General features: G+C 68.6%; 18 protein-coding genes. 4 read left to right on the forward strand and 14 right to left on the reverse strand.

Features of this window, described 5'->3' with window-relative positions; all coding sequences use genetic code 11:
• Positions 1-2 precede the first annotated feature (2 nt).
• The 10 genes from VFG33_RS39590 to VFG33_RS39635 all read right to left on the reverse strand — a co-directional run bounded on the left by VFG33_RS39590 (position 3) and on the right by VFG33_RS39635 (position 9130).
• Positions 3-1193: an ROK family transcriptional regulator gene (locus tag VFG33_RS39590; protein ID WP_325058184.1), complete on the reverse strand. Its 1191-nt coding sequence runs from the start codon at positions 1191-1193 to the stop codon at positions 3-5.
• Between the two features lie 173 nt (positions 1194-1366).
• Positions 1367-2143: an adenosylcobinamide-GDP ribazoletransferase gene (locus VFG33_RS39595; protein WP_325058185.1), complete on the reverse strand. Its 777-nt coding sequence runs from the start codon at positions 2141-2143 to the stop codon at positions 1367-1369.
• Positions 2140-2844, reverse strand: a complete 705-nt coding sequence (locus VFG33_RS39600) for a bifunctional adenosylcobinamide kinase/adenosylcobinamide-phosphate guanylyltransferase (RefSeq protein WP_325058186.1) — start codon at positions 2842-2844, stop codon at positions 2140-2142. The genes VFG33_RS39595 and VFG33_RS39600 overlap by 4 nt, the downstream gene beginning before the upstream one ends.
• A complete protein-coding gene (locus VFG33_RS39605) occupies positions 2837-3652 on the reverse strand; it encodes an ECF transporter S component (protein ID WP_325058187.1) in 816 nt (271 codons plus the stop codon). Before VFG33_RS39605 ends, VFG33_RS39600 begins: the two co-directional genes overlap by 8 nt.
• Positions 3649-5259, reverse strand: a complete 1611-nt coding sequence (locus VFG33_RS39610) for an ABC transporter ATP-binding protein (protein ID WP_325058188.1) — start codon at positions 5257-5259, stop codon at positions 3649-3651. The genes VFG33_RS39605 and VFG33_RS39610 overlap by 4 nt, the downstream gene beginning before the upstream one ends.
• Positions 5256-6353, reverse strand: a complete 1098-nt coding sequence (locus tag VFG33_RS39615; protein WP_325058189.1) for an energy-coupling factor transporter transmembrane component T — start codon at positions 6351-6353, stop codon at positions 5256-5258. Before VFG33_RS39615 ends, VFG33_RS39610 begins: the two co-directional genes overlap by 4 nt.
• The gene (locus VFG33_RS39620; protein WP_325058190.1) at positions 6354-7133 is read right to left on the reverse strand and encodes an SCO2322 family protein; all 780 of its coding nucleotides are present in this window, start codon (positions 7131-7133) and stop codon (positions 6354-6356) included. It lies immediately after the preceding gene.
• 176 nt (positions 7134-7309) lie between these two features.
• Positions 7310-7519 carry a hypothetical protein gene (locus VFG33_RS39625; RefSeq protein ID WP_325058191.1) on the reverse strand — a complete coding sequence of 70 codons (210 nt, stop codon included), beginning with the start codon at positions 7517-7519 and terminating at the stop codon, positions 7310-7312.
• Positions 7516-8529: an aldo/keto reductase family protein gene (locus tag VFG33_RS39630; RefSeq protein WP_325058192.1), complete on the reverse strand. Its 1014-nt coding sequence runs from the start codon at positions 8527-8529 to the stop codon at positions 7516-7518. The genes VFG33_RS39625 and VFG33_RS39630 overlap by 4 nt, the downstream gene beginning before the upstream one ends.
• Positions 8530-8539: 10 nt before the next feature.
• Positions 8540-9130: a DUF3043 domain-containing protein gene (locus VFG33_RS39635; RefSeq protein WP_325058193.1), complete on the reverse strand. Its 591-nt coding sequence runs from the start codon at positions 9128-9130 to the stop codon at positions 8540-8542.
• A gap of 168 nt (positions 9131-9298) precedes the next feature.
• Here VFG33_RS39635 and VFG33_RS39640 point away from each other — a divergent pair, with 168 nt between their 5' ends.
• The 4 genes from VFG33_RS39640 (at position 9299) to VFG33_RS39655 (ending at position 12810) form a co-directional block, all read left to right on the forward strand.
• Positions 9299-10108, forward strand: a complete 810-nt coding sequence (locus tag VFG33_RS39640) for a PspA/IM30 family protein (RefSeq protein WP_325058194.1) — start codon at positions 9299-9301, stop codon at positions 10106-10108.
• The gene (gene pspAA / locus VFG33_RS39645) at positions 10108-10383 is read left to right on the forward strand and encodes a PspA-associated protein PspAA (RefSeq protein ID WP_325058195.1); all 276 of its coding nucleotides are present in this window, start codon (positions 10108-10110) and stop codon (positions 10381-10383) included. The genes VFG33_RS39640 and pspAA overlap by 1 nt, the downstream gene beginning before the upstream one ends.
• Before the next feature lie 237 nt (positions 10384-10620).
• The gene (locus tag VFG33_RS39650) at positions 10621-12156 is read left to right on the forward strand and encodes a sugar transferase (RefSeq protein WP_325058196.1); all 1536 of its coding nucleotides are present in this window, start codon (positions 10621-10623) and stop codon (positions 12154-12156) included.
• Between the two features lie 63 nt (positions 12157-12219).
• Complete coding sequence (locus tag VFG33_RS39655) at positions 12220-12810, forward strand: RNA polymerase sigma factor (protein ID WP_325058197.1); 591 nt, start codon at positions 12220-12222, stop codon at positions 12808-12810.
• Between the two features lie 65 nt (positions 12811-12875).
• Here the strand turns inward: VFG33_RS39655 and VFG33_RS39660 are convergent, their stop codons facing one another.
• The 4 genes from VFG33_RS39660 to VFG33_RS39675 are packed head-to-tail and all read right to left on the reverse strand — an operon-like array spanning position 12876 to position 17356.
• On the reverse strand, positions 12876-13253 hold the full coding sequence (locus VFG33_RS39660; RefSeq protein ID WP_325058198.1) for a hypothetical protein: 378 nt from the start codon (positions 13251-13253) through the stop codon (positions 12876-12878).
• A 5-nt stretch (positions 13254-13258) separates the two neighbouring features.
• Positions 13259-14887, reverse strand: coding sequence for a right-handed parallel beta-helix repeat-containing protein (locus VFG33_RS39665; RefSeq protein WP_325058199.1), 1629 nt, complete (start codon positions 14885-14887; stop codon positions 13259-13261).
• 34 nt (positions 14888-14921) lie between these two features.
• A complete protein-coding gene (locus VFG33_RS39670) occupies positions 14922-16124 on the reverse strand; it encodes a glycosyltransferase (protein ID WP_325058200.1) in 1203 nt (400 codons plus the stop codon).
• Entirely contained in the window at positions 16121-17356 is a 1236-nt protein-coding gene (locus VFG33_RS39675) for an O-antigen ligase family protein (protein ID WP_325058201.1), read from the reverse strand. The genes VFG33_RS39670 and VFG33_RS39675 overlap by 4 nt, the downstream gene beginning before the upstream one ends.
• Positions 17357-17483: the final 127 nt, after the last annotated feature.

Raw genomic sequence — 17483 nt, forward strand, 5'->3', positions numbered from 1 at the left:
TGTCACATGTTTGTCACGGCGGCCTTGGTGGCCCGCGAATGGCTGAGGACGGACGCCAACTGAATGGCACCGAGTACATCCGCTTCGTCACCGAGTTCAGCCGGCCGTAACTCGACCGTCGCGGCGGCGCTCGGGATCGCGCACCGGTCCAGGGCCTCCCGGAGCGGGATCAGGATCAGGTCGCCGGCCTCCGCCATCTTGCCACCGACCACAATCACCTCGGGGTTGAAGAGGTTCACCAGGCCCGCGACGGCGACACCGACCCGGCGGCCGGCGTCCTCGATCACTCTCCGGCAGCCGAGATCACCGGCGAGTGCGCGGGTGACGACATCCCGGAGTCTCAGTGGGCCGTGGGAGGACTGTAGGGAGCTGAGCAGGGCGCGGGATCCGACGAAGGTGTCGAGGCAGCCGCGGTTGCCGCAGCGGCAGATCGGCCCGTTCTCGTCGATCGTCAGGTGGCCGATCTCGCCTGCCGTGCCGGCGGAACCACGGAAAACCTCACCGCCGAGCACGATGCCCGCGCCCACGCCGTACGAGAACTTGATGTAGCAGCCGTGCTGGACGCCGCGGAGGGCGCCGTTGCGGAGTTCGCCGAGGGCGGCGAGGTTCGCGGTGTTGTCGAGCGCGACCGGGGCGCGCAGGTGGGCGCCCATCGCCTCGGCGACGTTGACGCCGCGCCAGCCGGGCAGGACCGCGTCGGAGCCCGCCTCGCCGCTGACGGAGTCCACCGGGGCGGGGAGTCCGAAGCCGATCGCGCCGATGTCCTCGACGCCGGCCCCGATGGTCTCCGCGAGGTCGGCCAGCAGGCGGGCGGCACGCTCCATCCCGTCGTCCGCGACGTGGTCCGCCTGCAGCGGCATCAGTTGATGGGCGAGGATCTCCTGGCTGTCGGAGGCGATCGCGACCCGCACGTCACGCTCACCGAACGCGACCCCCGCCAACAGCCCGCCACCCGAAGCCAGCGACACCAGTACTGCGCGGCGCCCGTTGCGGATGCTGGGGGAGAGGCCGACCAGGCCGGCCTGGTCCAGTTCCCGGACCATGTTGGACACGGTCGCGGCGGAGAGACCGGAGGCGGCGGCGATCTCGACCTGGGTCAACGGACCGTTCTGCCGGACAACCCCCAGGACACGCTCACGGTTGGCTTCGCGAAGCGAAGCCTGTGAGCCAGGCGCCGGGCGGCTTGCGTTCATTACATAAAGATAACGGATCCGGGGGCTTTCGCCGCTCGGCAGTTTGTCCGGGTCCTGAATGTGATCGCCATGTGTCCTCGTCGTTACGCGTCGTACTGCCCATCGAAAGGTCCGAGTGGACAGTAATGCACCAACCGACCGCTTCGGATCGGCAACATCCAACCCGCCCGGATCTAGCTGGTGAGAGCGAGCACCAGGAGGGCCGTAGGGAGGGCTAGCTCGACTGCGGCGCCGAGGACGTCACCGGTGATGCCGCCGAGAGCTTTCCGGGCACGGCGCACGACGGAGAGGCCGACCACGACGGCTAGCAGCGCGGCTGCGCCGGCGCCGACGATCGTCTGCAGGTCCGCGCTCCCGAGCCGGAGGAGGAGGCCGGCGATGCCCGTCGTGAGGAGGGTGAGGAGGACGGCGGTGAGGGGGCGGACTGTGGAGGCGACCATGGCGCCGAGGCCGTCGGGGCGCGCGGTGGGGACGGTGGTGCGGCAGGACCAGGGGAGGGTGAGGCGACTGGCGGCGGTTGCGATGAGGAGGGCCTGCCAGCCGTGGCCGGACTGAATGCAGGCGGACAGGGCCGCGACGTCGATCAGCAGGACGCCGGCGATCGAGACGACGCCAAAGGGCCCGATGTCGCTCTGCTTCATGATCCGCAGCATCGTCTCGCGATCCCGCCGGCTACCGAGCCCGTCCGCGAAGTCCGCGAGACCATCAAGATGCAGCGCACCGGACAACGCGACCAGCACGACAATTCCCAGCACCGCGGACAGCAGCGGCGCATCCGGCCGGAGAGCATCGGCGCCGGCGACCACCGCAGCCGAGATCCCGCCCAACAGCAGCCCGACCGCCGGCGCCAGCACCATCGCCTGCCCCGCCACGGCCCGATCAACCTTGCTCGGCACTCCCACCGGCAGCACTGAGAGGGTGCCGACAGCCAACTTCACGCCGTCCTTCATAGCGCGGTGGTTCTGCCGGCTGTGCAGAGGAGGACGCTGGTGGAGTAGTGGGCGATGGTGGTGTTGAGGCGGCCCATCAGGTCGCGGAAGAGGCGGGTGCCGGGGTCGGCGGGGACCACGCCGGAGCCGACTTCATTGCTGACAGCAACCACTAGCCGGGTGGTTCTGGTCCACGCCTGGGCGAGATCTTCGATCGCCTGCTCGACTTCGGTGACACGGCTGGAGTCGGCCCAGATGTCGTGGGCGTCCATGGTGCGGGCGAGCCAGAGGGTCAGGCAGTCCACGAGCAGTGGCGGGCCGGGGGAGTCAAGCAGCGGTACGAGGTCGATGGTCTCCGCGAGCCCCCAGGTGGCGGGGCGACGCGCTCGGTGACGGGCGATGCGGTCGGCCCATTCCGGGTCCGATTCCCCGTCGCCACCGGTCGCGACGTACAGGGTGTCGGGGTGGCCGGCGAGGAGCCGCTCTGCCTCGGTGGACTTGCCGGAGCGGGCTCCGCCGAGGATCAGAGTCCGCTGCGCCACGGCACGCGGTGCTGTCCAGGAGAACTCGGTGCCGTCGGGCGTCAGTACGTCGTACCGGAGGCCGGCGGGGGTGGAGGTCGTCCGGACGCTGTAGCCCTCGACGGTGAGGCTGCCGTCGGCGCCGAGCCGCAGTACGCCGTCCACGACCGCGCCGTCCGGGCCGGTGATCAGTTCAGCCATCTGCCCTCCCGGCAGGAGCTTCGAAGGTCACTGGTACGTCGAACGCCGCCTTGCGGGCCATCCGCCGGAACGCGTTCAGAATCGGTCGCCCCAGCAACAGCACCAGTACTGCGCACAGCACGCCCCGCGGGATGTCCCACCCCAGGGAAGTGGCCACCACGAACAGGAAGTACCGATGCAGGTTCTCCGCCAATGCGTCGCCCGGGATGAAGGAGAAGTCGCTGCCGAAAGTGGCGTACGGCCAGAACCACAGGTTCATCACCAAGCCGTAGAGCACTCCGGCAGCCAGCGAGTAGGCAGCAAGCAGCAGCAACTCCAACCGACCGCCCAAGCGCGGCAGTAGCCCGGCAAGGCAGCCCACCCATGCGCACGCGAACATCTGGAACGGCATCCACGGCCCGACTCCACCGCTGATCAGCGCACCCGCCAGCAAGGACACAGCCCCCAGTACGAACCCGAACCCGGCCCCGAAAGCACGCCCGGCCAGGATCAGCAGGAAGAACCCCGGCTCGAGCCCCGCAGTACCAGGGCCGAGCGCGCGCAATGCGGCTCCGACAGCAGCGAGCATGCCGAGCAGCGAGATCACCTTGGCGTCGATGCCCGACTCCGACAGCTCAGCTAGTACTACGGCCACCAGTAGCGGCAGCAACAGCACGAACAGCCAGGGCGCGTCGGTGGTGTGCTCGATGGCCGACTCGCCACCCTGAGAGCTCTGCCAGAGCAGGGGCCACCCGAACGCGAGGATGCCGACCAGCGACGCGAGCAGCAGAGTCGCAGTACTGCGGGGCTTCAGTTGCAGGAGTCTCATGACGCGCGACCCAACGCGGCAGCGACTTCGCCGACAGTCAGGAACGGCAGTGGAGCAAGGATCTTGGCCACCTGCGGAGCGAAGGCAGGAGAACCGGCGATCACAGTCGCGGTCTCGCCGTCACTGACCAGCTCACCCTCTGCGAGCACCAGAACCCGGGTGGCCACCTCAGCGACCATCTCGACGTCATGGGTCGACAGCACGACCGCGTGGCCATCCGCTGCAAGCTCCCGGAGGATGCCAACGAGCCGGCGCTTCGCCCCATAGTCCAGACCTCGGGTGGGCTCATCCAGCAACAGCAGCGGGGGAGCACCACAGAGGACCACGGCCAGTGCGAGGCAGAGCCGCTGCCCCTCGGACAAGTCGCGCGGATGCATCTGGTCGTCGATGTCCGGAGCTAGACGATCCAGCAGCGCGCGACAGCGACCAGCGGCCACCCGGAAGTCGGAATCCGCTGCGGCACACTCGTCAGCCACAGTGGGTGCGTAGAGCAGGTCTGCCGGCTCCTGAGGAACCAGGCCAACCGCCTTGACCAACTGCTTGGGCTTCGTACTGCGCGGGTCCATGCCGGCCGCACTCGCACTGCCAGAGCGCGGCTGGACGAGTCCCACGAGGGCGTTGAGCAAGGTGGATTTGCCTGCGCCGTTGCGACCCATCAGCGCGACCACCTCGCCGGCGTTGATGGTCAGGGAGACGCCGCGCAGGGCAGTGACGTTGCCGTAGCCAACAACCAGGTTGGTGCAGCGAGCAAGCTCACGGCCTTCCACAGCGACCTGCCGCAGGGGAGCCAACTCGGCCAGTCGACTCCGCAGCGACACAGCGGCCCTCCGGGCATCCCGGACTGACAGTGGTAGCGGTGACCACCCGGCGAGGCGGCCGAGCTCGACCACAGGAGGTGCGACCGGTGCGGTGACCATCAGGTCGACCGGGAGTCCCGTGGACACCGGTGCGGAACCACCTGGCACTTCGATCACCCGGTCGGCGTACTGGATGACCCGCTCGAGCCGGTGTTCGGCCATCACGACGGTGACGCCCAGGTCGTACACGAGCCGCTGCAAGGCAGCGAGGACCTCCTCAGCCGCCTGTGGATCCAGGGCTGAGGTTGGCTCGTCCAGGACCAGTACAGCGGGGTGCGAGGTCAAGGCGGCACCGATAGCGGTCCGCTGCCGCTGCCCGCCCGACAGAGAGGTCAGTGGCCGATCCCGTACGTCGGCCAATCCCAGCAGGTCGAGTGTCTCCTCGACCCTGCGGCGCATCACGTCAGGGGCAACCCCGAGTGATTCCATGCTGTACGCGAGCTCGTCCTCGACCGTGTCGGTGACGAATCCCGCCATCGGATCCTGGCCGACGATGCCGACCACGTCGGCCAAGTCGCGCGGGCGGTACTCCCTGGTGTCACGGCCGTTCACCAGGACGCGGCCGGCCAGGGTTCCGCCGGTGAAGTGCGGCACGAGCCCGTTGATGGTTCGCAGCAGGGTGGACTTGCCGGAGCCGGTCCGGCCGATCACCAGCGCGAGTTCGCCTTCGGGGATGGTGAAGCTGACGTCCCGCACGGCCGGCTCGGTGGCGCCGTCGTAGGTGACGGTGACCCGGTCGAACTCGATCATGCGGGCACCAGCTCTCGGCTCCGGGTCAGCGGCGGCGCCACGACGGCCGGAGCGAGCCCGACCAGCAGACCGAGCACTGGCAGCAGCGGGACCGGGGGAACCACCAGCGGTCCGGGCAGCACGAGACCTTCCACTCCACGGGCGGCGGCGATGATCATCGTCGCGCCGGCCACGGCCCCGGAGCAGGTGACGAGCCACTCCGGCAGCGCCCAGGGGTCCGGACGGTAGCGGCTGCGAGTCACCCGTTGATGGCCGATCGCCGTTGCTCCAGTGGCGAGGAGCAACCCGACCACTAGGGCAGCCGCAGCCACCGGGAAGGCCATGGCATCAGTCAGCAGCGAGTAGACGCCTAATGCAATGCCGAGCAACCCCAGCAACACCGATGCCCCAGTGATCCGGCGCTGGCGGCGCGGCACATGCGCAGTACGGCCGTAGCCGCGGGAGTCCATGGCTGCGGCTAGCTCGACGGATCTGTCGAGGGCGCCTTCGAGGACAGGCATCGCGGTGGTGCGGAAGGAGCCGCGGGTGCGGCCGCGGAGTCGCCGGGCGGCGCGGATACGCCGGGCGTCGATGACCAGCTGCGGTGCGAAGGTCAAAGCGACCACACAGGCCACGCCCATCTCATAGAGGGCCCCTGGCAACGACTTGAGCAATCTGCGCGGGCTGGCCAACGCATTGGCAGCGCCTATGCAGCACAGCATCACCGCAAGCTGGCCCCCGTCGTACAGGGCGGTGACGAGGGCCTCGGCGGTCACCTCGCCGCCGAGCTTCACGCCGTTGGCCCAATCGGGCAGAGGGATCTGCGGCAGGGTGAACAGCAGCGTGTTGCCCTGCGAGCGAGTCGAGAGCAGAGCCTGCAGGACTACGCGAATGCCGATGACCATCAGGCCCAGCTTGAGGAATGCGACATAGCTGTTGGCCCAGGGGGCGTCACCGCGACGTGCAGCGACGACGAAGCCGGCTATTACGAGGATCAAAACCAGCAGTACCGGGTTGCGGGTCCTGCTGGCGGCTACTGCGAGGCCTAGCGCCCACAACCACCAGGCCCCCGGGTGCAAGGCCCGGGGGAGAGTCAGGTGATTGACAGTGCGCACCTACTGGCCCGCGCTGCGGCGCCGGCTCAGTGTGAGCCCAGCGCCCGCCAGTACCAGCACGACGATCGCCGCGATGATGATGCCGGTCCACGGCGTTCCGCCGTCGTCGGTCTCCGCCGTCGGCCCCGCGGCAGGCGTCGTCGTGGGCGTCGGGGTGGACGCCGCTCCGACGGCCGCGCCGATCTCCAGCTGCACCGGCGCGTCGGTCGCAGGCACGGTGATGTTCTTCACCTGATCGCCACAGCCCTTCGCCGGGAAGCCCGCGATCGCACAGGTCAGGCCACCCTCGATCCGGACCTGCTCGGCCGCCGCCAGGACCTTGGCGCCGGTCGCCTTCACATCGGTGACCACGCAGGTCCCCGTGGCCGGCGGAGGTGCCACACCGCCCGTGGAGTCCGCAGCTGTCCCCGGATCGATGACCAGGGCGACCCGCTTCTTACCGGACTCGGCCGGGGTCGCGCCGCAGATCGCGGTGAAGTCGCCGGCCGCCCGGGGTACGCGGGGCTTCGCGCCGCCCACGGCGAACCGCCAGCCCTCGACCGCGCCGTCGGCGGGGACTACGACGTCGGCGCCCTTCTGCGAGAAAGCCCACTGGCCGCTGGTCCACTGGTAGTAGCCCCAGAAGCGGAAGCCGTCCTCGGCGTGTGCGGTGGTGCTGACGGTCCCCGCGAGCAGGGACCCGCCAGCAGGCTGAGGACCACTCGTACAGTCCGGTGTGCAGTCATCTCTGATGTCCTCGATCGGGCCGGGACCCGGTGGAGGACAGTCTCGGCAGCACAAGGCAGAGACCTGGCTCCACCCGCGGACCTCGGCGGGTAGGTGAGCCTGTCTGCCTGCGACGCAGTGCTCCGGCTCGCCGCGGCGGTACGCGGCCTACGGTTGCGGGTCAGCGCCGGCTTCGGACCGGCTTCCCTGCGTCACGGCAGTGGGTTCGAGGCGGATCTTACAAGCCGGAGCTACTCCTGGGCGGCGAGACTCATGGGGCCGTAGACCTCACGGCCGTCCTCGAGCAGGTAGACCTGCGCGACACCGTTCTCCGCCAGTTCGCGCCAGATCTCACCCAGCCAGCTCTCCGCGTCGCCCTGGGCCGAGAACTCCGCACCCGTCAGCTCGCCCGGATCGGCCGGCTCACCCTCGGCGGTCTCGAACCGCCAGACCCAGCTCATGAGCCCGGCCGGGTCTGCGGCGCGTTCTGCGCGGTCTTGGCCGGATCCCGCTCGACCACGCCGCCGAGGGTCTCGTCGATCCGCTTCAGCACGCCGTCCTCCAGCTTCACCCCGGCCGCCTTGACGTTCTCCGTGACCTGCTCCGGGCGGGAGGCGCCGGTGATCGCGGAGGAGACGTTCGGGTTCTGCAGGACCCAGGCGATCGCCAGCTGGGACAGGCTCAGCCCGACCTCGTCCGCGATCGGCTTCAGCTCCTGCACCCGGGTCAGCACGTCGTCGGTCAGGAACCGCTTGACGAAGTTCGCGCCGCCCTTGTCGTCGGTCGCCCGGGACCCGGCCGGCGGCTGCTCGCCCGGCTTGTACTTCCCGGTCAGCACGCCCTGCGCGATCGGCGAGAACACCACCTGGCCGATGCCGAGCTCCTCGGATGCCGGCACCACCTCGGCCTCGATCCCCCGCCAGAGCATGCTGTACTGCGGCTGGTTCGAGACGAGCGGGACCCGCAGCTCACGAGCCAGCCGGTGTCCCTCCTGCAACTGCTCGGCGGTCCACTCGGACACCCCGATGTAGAGCGCCTTCCCGGCCCGGACGACGTCGGCGAACGCCTCCATCGTCTCCTCGAGCGGCGTCTCCGTGTCGTAGCGGTGCGCCTGGTACACGTCCACGTAGTCCGTCTTCAGCCGCCGGAGCGAGGCGTTGATCGACTCGTGGATGTGCTTGCGCGACAACCCGGTGTCATTCGGCCCGCCCGGCCCGGTCGGCCAGTACACCTTGGTGAGGATCTCCAGCGACTCCCGCCGCTGCCCCTCCAGCGCCTCGCCGAGGACACTCTCCGCCTTGGTGTTGGCGTAGGTGTCGGCCGTGTCGAACGTGGTGATGCCGGCCTCCAGGGCCGCCTTCACACAGGCCTTGGCCTGCTCGTTCTCCACCTGCGAGCCGTGGGTGAGCCAGTTCCCGTACGAGATCTCACTGACCTTCAAACCGCTGTTGCCGAGATACCGAAAGTCCATACCCCCGACCCTAGCTGGGCTTCTCGCCGCGGGCCACGAGGGGCTTGGGCAGGCGCCAGCGGCGCATCTGCATGGTCCGACGGACGGCGTAGAAGCCGACACCCTTGGCCGACTCGTTCGGGAACTTCTTGCGGATCGCCCGCTTCAGGCCGCCGGTGAGCAGGAACCAGTCGGCGCCGATCGCGGCGATCATCACCAGGAAGAGCAGGTTCACCAGGCCGGGCAGCCAGGAGAAGGCCTGGGCGAAGACGACGCCGAGCAGGGAGATCACCAGCAGCACCGGCAGCGCGAACTCCATCACCGACCAGCGGGCGTCCACGTAGTCGCGGGCGAAGCGGCGGACCGGGCCCTTGTCGGCGGCCGGCAGGTAGCGGTCGTCGCCGGTCTTCATCGCGTCCTGCATCTTGGCGCGCTCGGCCCGGACCTTCTCGCGCCGGTACGCCGACGCCTCCTTGCGGTTCCGCGGCTTCTTCAGCGCGGCCTTGCGGGCCGCCTCGGCCTCCCGCCGCGACGGGGTCGGACGCCCTTTGCCCCCGGGCTTAGGCTGGGGGGTGTCGGCGGCTGCCGACTGCGATGTCTCAGACTTGGTACGACGGAACACGGGGTTGAACCTCATTCGGGACTGAGCAGGTCACGACTCGGGGTGGTCCCCGGACCTACGCACCACTTTATCGGGGCCAGTCCCGATGGTGTGGTGACCCATGGGGACATAGGGTGGATGACACGCACGCCGGGTCCACTCTCCGGCACAGAAGGGGAACGGATATCGATGAGCATCTTCAGGCGGATGTCGACGATCTTCAAGGCCAAGGCCAACACAGCGTTGGACAAGGCCGAAGATCCTCGCGAAACCCTCGACTACTCGTACCAGAAGCAGCTCGAACTGCTCCAGAAGGTACGGCGTGGCGTGGCTGACGTGGCTACCAGCCGGAAGCGGGTGGAGCTGCAGGCTTCGCAGCTTCAGTCGCAGTCACAGAAGCTACAGGAGCAGGCCCAGAAGGCGCTCTCGATGAACCGGGAGGACCTCGCCCGCGAGGCTCTGACCCGCAAGTCCGGGCTGCAGGGGCAGATCGACGACCTGACCACCCAGCACGCCCAGCTGCAGGGCGAGGAGGAGAAGCTCACCCTCGCGTCGCAGCGGCTGCAGGCGAAGGTCGAGTCCTTCCGCACCAAGAAGGAGACGATCAAGGCCACCTACACGGCCGCCGAAGCGCAGACCCGGATCAACGAGGCGTTCTCCGGCATCTCCGAGGAGATGAGCGACGTCGGTCTGGCGGTGCAGCGCGCCGAGGACAAGACCCAGCAGATGCAGGCCCGAGCGGGCGCGATCGACGAACTGCTCGCCTCTGGTGCCCTCGACGACGCGTCCGGGTCCAGCAAGGACAACATCACCCTCGAGCTCGAGCGGATGTCGACAGGCTCCGACGTCGAGTCCGAGCTGGCCGCGCTGAAGGCCCAGCTGGCTCCGGCCGAAGCGCCGAAGCAGCTGTCACAGGACACCCCGGGCGCGGCCCAGCCGCAGCAGCCGGTTCAGCAGCCCGTGCAGCAGCCGGCCCGACCGCAGGATGGGGACGCGTGATGATCGTCCGGATCATGGGTGAGGGCCAGTACCGGCTGCCGGACGAGAAGCTCGAGCAGCTGAACGCGGTCGACACCGACCTGGAGAAGGCCGTCTCGGCCGGCGACGAGGACAGCTTCCGTACTGCGTTCGCCGCGCTGCTGACCTTCGTCCGTGGTGGCGAGCGGGTGCCGGACGACGAGCTGCACGACTCCGACGCGATCCTGCCTCCCGGCGACAGCACGCTCGCCGAGATGCGGGAGCTGATCAGCGGCGACGGCCTGATCGCGGGCTAATTATTCGTCAGAAAGTATTTTCGGACCCCCGGGCCTCGTTAGGCCCGGGGGTTTTTCGTTGCCTACAGGGGTTTTTCGGTTACACCGCGACAAACACTGCCTTCATTACTATCGAATACAAGTCGGGCGTAGTACTGTCTGGGCCAGTGCCGTTGTGGGGGCGGCATTCATCGAAGTCTGTGTCGGGGAGTGGGGCAGTCACAGACCTCGATTAAGCGCCTGTGGGGGGTGTCTTTTGTGACAGACTTTGTCGTGTCCGAAGGGTTGGCCGAGCCGGCTGATCTCAGGCCGCCGACAGCCAAAACTGACCGTCGTCGGCCCGTCTGGGTGGTTCCGGACGAGGTGCCGGCGATCGTGCCGCGGTCGGCCCGGTTCACCGAGGCTCGGTGGGTCGCCAAGTACCGGTGGGCAGCGCTCGCCGGAGATCTTTCAGCCGCGCTGATCGGTGTCTCGCTGGCGCTGGTGGCCAGGTTCGGGGCTCAGATCACCTGGGGCTACATCATCCTGGGCGCCGTGCTGCCGATCACCTGGCTGGCCTGCGTGGCGCTGGAGCGGGGCTACGAGACCCGGTACTTCGGGACCGGGCCGGAGGAGTTCCGCTCGATCCTGCGGGCGACGTTCGCGTTGACCGCGCTGGTCGCGGTGATGTCGTACGCGACCAAGAGCAATGTGGCTCGCGGCTTCGTCGTCCTGGCCGTGCCGATGACCTGCGTCGCGGCGTTGTTGGTGCGCTGGTTGCTGCATCGCAGTATCTCCAGTCGCCGGTTCGTCGGGCGTTGCATGCGCCGGGTCTTGGTTGTCGGGCGCAACGCCCAGGTGACGACCCTGAGGCGGCATCTGGAGGAGCGGCCGGCGGACGGCTACGTCGTCGTAGCGACCTGCCAGCCGCGGGGGGACGCCGCCGAGGAGGCCGATCCAGGGCCCATCCGGCTGGGGCGGACGGAGGTGGACATCCTCGCCGCGGTCGACCAGTACGAGGTCGACGTGGTGGCGGTGGCCGCGGATCCGGAGCTCGCCGGACAGTCCCTGCGACGGTTGTCCTGGGCGCTCGAGCAACGCGGTATCGACCTGATCGTGTCGCCCGGCATCGTCGAGGTCGCCGGGCCGCGGATCTCCATCAGGCCGGTCGCCGGGCTGTCGTTGCTGCACCTGGAACGGCCGTCGGTGAGTGGCGGACCGCATCTGCTGAAGAGCATCTTCGACCGGGTGGTCGGCCTGGGGTTGCTGCTGTTGGCCACCCCGGTGCTGCTGGTGGTCGCCGTCCTGGTGAAGCTCACCAGCCGTGGTCCGGTGCTGTTCCGGCAGACCCGGGTGGGGCGGGCCGGGGTCGAGTTCTCGATGCTGAAGTTCCGCACCATGTGCGCGGACGCCGAGGAACGCAAGGCGGAGTTGCACGCGCTCAGCGAGGGCAACGGGGTGCTCTTCAAGCTCCGTGACGATCCGCGAGTGACGAGGATCGGCCGTTATCTGCGGCGCTTCTCGCTGGACGAACTGCCGCAGTTGGTGAACGTGCTCCGGGGCGACATGTCGCTCGTCGGGCCGCGGCCACCGTTGGCGACCGAGGTCGCGACGTACGCCATCGACGACGCGCGCAGGATGCTCGTCAAACCCGGCCTGACCGGCCTCTGGCAGGTGAGTGGACGAAGCGACCTGACCTGGGAGGAATCGGTTCGCCTCGACCTGCGGTACGTCGACAACTGGTCGATCGCCCTCGACCTGCTCATTTTGTGGAAAACCGCGCGGGCCGTGCTCGGCCGTGACGGTGCGTACTAAAGCAAACCTTTCGAGTACCAGCACAAACGAGACAATTCAGCTGTGTTCCCAAGGGGGGAATCCATGCCAAGCCACCTCACCGGTAGGGGTGTAACAGAGGACCAAGAAGCCGCGGCCAGGTCGGAGGCCGCAACACTGGTCATCCAGGCCGCGGCCGGCGACCAGGAGGCCTGGAGTCGGCTGGTCGACCACTACGCCAGACTCGTATGGGCGGTCACCCGCAGCTTCCGGCTCACCGACAGCGACGCGTCCGACGTCTCGCAGGTGGTGTGGCTCCGGCTGCTGGAGCACATCGACCGGGTCGATCCGGTCCGGGTCGGTGCCTGGCTGGTCGTCACCACCCGCCGGGAATGCCTGCGGGTGCTGGCGTTCCGCAAGCGGGTGCTGCTCACCTACGAGCCGGACGACTTCGCGGCTGTCGCCGGCAATGAGCCGGAGCTGGACGCGGACATGCTCGCCGACGAGCGGGCTGTCGACGTACGGCGAGCGCTGGAGAGCTTGCCGGACCGCTGGCAACAGTTGCTCGGCATGTTGATGGCGGACCCGCCCGCCCCGTATGCCGAGATCTCCGAGAAGCTTGGGGTTCCGATCGGCAGCATCGGCCCGATCCGCGGCCGGTGTCTGGAGAAGCTCAGACTGCTGCTCGCTTCCTGAGCAGCGTCCCCGTCCACTGCGATCCCCCCTGAGCAGTGGCCACGGCCGGTTCGGGCGGACTCGGATCAGAGCATGATCCAGGCCGTTCGGACCGGCCGCTGTGGTGTCCCCGGCCAGCGGAGCAGGAAGCTGACCAGCCGCGACGCCAGCGGCTCGTCACTGTCCGCGCCGCGCGACTCGACCAGCACGGGACCGGCGGGTGAGACCCAGAGCTCTACCCTGAGGTGAGCCTGACCACGGACGTCGACGTCGACAGTGCAGCCGTGGCCGGCAAACCGAAGCCGCCGTACCTCGTCGCCGCTGCTCTCCGGGGCATCCACGAGGCTGTCGAAGACCAGGTCCAGCACGTCGAGATCCAGCTCATGCCGCCCGAACGCGGCATAGCCGACGGACCGCAGCAGCTCGAGCTGCTCGCCTGCTGCGCGCTCCGGTGGGCCGGCCATGGTCCTCAGCGCGTCCCTTGCACCATGATCACGCTGTCGCGGTCCTGGTCGTACGGCGCGCCCTGCCAGGCGGCCCAGTTGACCCGGGAGTCCTGTGCGTGCACGACGAAGTTCCACGGCCCGCGGTAGGTGTTGCTGTAAAAGCGGTTGCCCTGGTCGAACGTGATGGCGTCCTGGATGGTCTTCTCCTTGTACGGCGACCAGGCGGGGAACGTGCCCCAGTTGGAGAACAGCCCGTTGTAGCCACACCCGCTGCGCGACGCGCAGGTCTTGCCGATCTTGTTCGGGTCGAGAGAGAAGACGTTGTCGTGGACGCGAACGTTCTGCGTCTTCCACCGGCAGTCGCCCAGGTACGGCTGGCTGCGGATGGTGGTCGCGTTGCAGGTCTTCGCGGTGACGGTGGCCGGGTTCACCAGGGTGCCCGAACCCGAGCTGGTGTTGGCCGCAGACCCGGCGAACCGGTCCGCGTTCTCCCAGAGGACCACGCCGGCCCAGTTGTCGGTGAAGACGTTCCCGCTGATCTCGAAGGTCTGGTTGAACGCCCCCGCCACCCGCGCATCGCTGCCGGACTCCGAGATGTACACCGCCGAGGTCGGGAATCCGCCGTTCTGCAGGCCCTTGCCGAGCCCGTTGCGGGCGAAGGTGTTGCCGCGGATGCTCGCGTTGTAGCTGGTCTCGTAGACGATGCCTTCGGACTCGTTGCTGGAGATATAGTTGCCCTCGATGGCGAAGCCGGTGTTGTTGGTGTCGGCCCACAGCCCGGCGCTGCGGTTGTTGTGCACCCAGTTGTTGCGAACCACCGCCCCGGTCACCTCCCAGAACTTCCCACCGCCCGTGCAGCCGCAGCCCTTCTTGAGGGTCTCCCAGTCGTCGGTGTTGTTGTCGGCGATCTCGTTCCGCTCGATGATGATGTCGGCCACCTTGTCAGGGTGGTAGGCGCTGAAGCCGTACTGGCCGTTCTGCTGCAGGCAGTTGCCGCGAATGACGTTGCGGCTACCGACCATCACACCCGCACCGGCGTTGTGGCGGATCGTGTTGCCGTCGACCGTCCACCCGGCGGCGGCGTCGTGGTTCACCGCCCCTTCGTCGTTGTTCGTCCGGACGGCGCCGAAGTTCTGGATGGTCAGGTTCTTGATGGTGACGTCGGTCGCGTAGCCGGTGAACGCGTAACGGTTGCGCCGCTGGCCGTCGAGCACCGCACCGGGCGCGCCCAGATAGGTGTTGCCCTGCTTGGGGATCACCTGGCTGAAGGGTCCGGTGCCGAGCTTGTGCGTGCCTGGGGCGAGCCAGAAGGTCGTGCCGGCCGGCTTGTCCTGAGTGACGTCGTTCAGGTTCTGCGTCGTGCTGACGGTGACCGCGCCGCTCGGCGCACGGCTCGGTCCGGACAGTGCCGCGGTGTTCCCGCAGATCCGGGCCGGCGGCGTCGTCGGCGCCGAGACCGGTTTCACCGGCGGCGCCGTACCGGGCGGGCCGCTCTGCGCCGGTCGCGGCGACGGCTCACCATCGACGACGTAGGTGACAACCACCAGAAGGCCGGCGAGCAGGAGCAGGCCGGCGGCGATGAGAACGCCGCGGCTTCGGTACCACGCGGATCCCCGGCCGGTGGCCGACCGGGACGAATCGCGTTGTTCCATGGCACTTCCTTCGGGGGCAAGCGGTTCACGGGAACTAGTGGTGAGCGGACACCGACTGCCCGATGGCGAACCGGTAGATGTCGAGCAGTTGCTCTATGTTGCGGCTGGGGTCGTGCTTTTGTTCGTACGTCGTCCGGGCGCGGCGGCCGTACTCCTCGTAGCGGTCCGGAGACGTGTCGACGTCGAGCAGCAACTTCGCCAGCGCGTCCGGCTGACCCGGATCGAAGAGTGCGCCGTCGACTCCGTCGCTGACAAGATCGGGGAACGAGCCATGGCCGGCGGCCAGCAGGGGCACGCCGACTGCCATCGCCTCGACCACCACGAGACCGAACGTCTCCTCCCACTCCGACGGGAGGATCACCGCGCGGGACCGGGCGATCAGCTCGAAACACTGCTGCTTGGTGAGATGTCCGGCGAGTTCGACCGACGGACGCTCCGCGGCCCAGGCCGTCACCTCGTCCAGCAGCGGACCACCACCGGCGATGACGAGCCGCAGCGCGGCGTCACCGGCCGAGGCGCGGTAGGCGTCCCAGCTCTTCATCAGCAGTGGCGCACCCTTGGGCGCGTCCAGCCGGCCGACGTAGGCCACCTGCCGTTGCCGGTCACCGCCGACCGGACCGTCGTACGGGACCAGGTTGTGCTTGACAAAGGTCCGCTCCGGGTCGAAACCCATCGCGGCGAGCAGTTCGCGCTGGGAGTCCGAGATGAAGATGTACGCCGAGACCAGGTCGCGCCAGCTCCGCCGGTGCGCGCGTGCCGCCAGCACCGTCGGCCCGGTGGCGAGGACCGAGCCGCGGTAGCAGCGATGCACCAGCGCCGAGGTCGGGTTTCCGCCTGCACAATCGTGGCAGACCTCGCCGTCGCGGAAGAAGTCGCCACTTGCGCAGAGCAACTTGTAGTTATGCAGTGTCGCGACGACGGGAACTCCCGCGTCCCGGCACGCGTACAGCACGGAAGGGCTGAGCAGCGGGAAGGTGTTGTGGACGTGCACGACGTTGGGCCGGATCCGGTCCAGAGCCTCGCCGAGGTCTCGCCGGCTGGTCGGGTTCCAGATCACCCGGGCGGGCAGCGTCGCCTTCTGAAAGGCCGGCCAGCTCTCGATCTCGTCACTGAGCCGCCCGAAGGTCTCGACGTCATGGCCGAGAGCGGCGAGCGCCTCTCCCTCCTGCTCGACCACCCTGTTCTCGCCGCTCGGCGCGGTCGACCGGTATGTGTTGTGCACCAGCAGAATCTTCATCGCACTCCTTCGCGGGAGGCTCCCGAGTACACCAACGACGCGGCCAGCGCCAGTTCGAGGAGGTACGGCGAGGCGTCGCTGAGGCCGCTCTCAGTGAAGGAGGCGACCACGCAGTAGGCAACCAGGAACAGCGCGAGGGCCCGGCGCGCACCATGAGGCTGGAACCACGCGGCGGTCAGGATGAACAGCACCATCGCCACGGTGATCGCCACTCCGACCAGACCGATGTCGTAGTAGGTGCCCAGCCAGTTGCTGTCGATCGGCAGCCCGTTGAAGGACTTGTTGGACAACCCGAAGCCGAACAGCGTCTCGAAGATGGAACGCGGCGCGCTGAGGATCGACTCCCAGACCTCTCGGCGACCGGTCAGGGCGGCGACCTCCTGGGTGTCCTGACCACGGGCAAGCCAGGTGGTCACCACCGAACCCAGGGTGAGCGCTCCGACGGTGAAGAAGGCGAGGCCGAAGGCAAACGACTTGCGAACCCGCGCTCGCGTGGTGAACAGGCTCAGCCCGGCGATCAGGATGCCGGCCAGAAGTGCGACCAGAGCAGTGCGTGTGTGGGTCAGCAAGAGGAGGGGCATGGCCAGCAGGACGCTGATCAGCGCGAGTTCACGGCGGAGCAGTCCGGTCAGCCACAGCACAATCGTCAGGCCGGCGGCCACCGCGGCGTAGTGACCGACCTGGGTCGGCGGGATGGGCCAGAGGATGCCCCCGAGCCGGTCGTCGGTGAGCGCCACGCCGGGCGCGACCGGCATGCCGAGGAGGACGGAGCCGAGCACGATCCACAGGAACATCAGGTGGGTTCGAACGAGCAGGAGATCGCGCCGGGTCCACCACGGGGTCAGCAGCCACAGCACCGCGACGAACAGGAACAGTCGGCCGGCCCGGAAGAGCGCGCCGAACAGGAACTCGGCCCCGACGCTGGCCAGCAGCGACTCCGCCGCGAGCAGCGCCAGCAAGAACATGAAGACGCTGGGCCGGACCCTCGCGGGCCGGTTGACGCTCAGCACCAGCAGCAGGGCCACCACCAGGGAGAACTGGGTGATGAGCTTGCCGACGATCCCAGGGATGGGCACGATGTGCGGCGCGCCGGGGAAGAACGTCAGGACGTTCAGCACCAGCAGACCCCAGACGGCCTGGACCCGCCGGCGCCGACGGCGTTCCGGTGAGACGATCCGCCGCCCGCCCGGGTCGCCGCCGAGCCGCGCGCCGATCGTGGCGATGGTGCTCACCGGCCGAACATCTCGAGGTCTCTGGTCCTGGTCGCCCCGGCTTCGGCCTCCACGACTCCGACACCTTCGTCGGTGCGGTCCGCGCGGAGCACCACGGCGGTGTCGATCTGGAGCCCGGCGAGCCGCA

This window comes from Kribbella sp., assembly GCF_035687465.1.
Taxonomy (GTDB): Bacteria; Actinomycetota; Actinomycetes; order Propionibacteriales; family Kribbellaceae; genus Kribbella.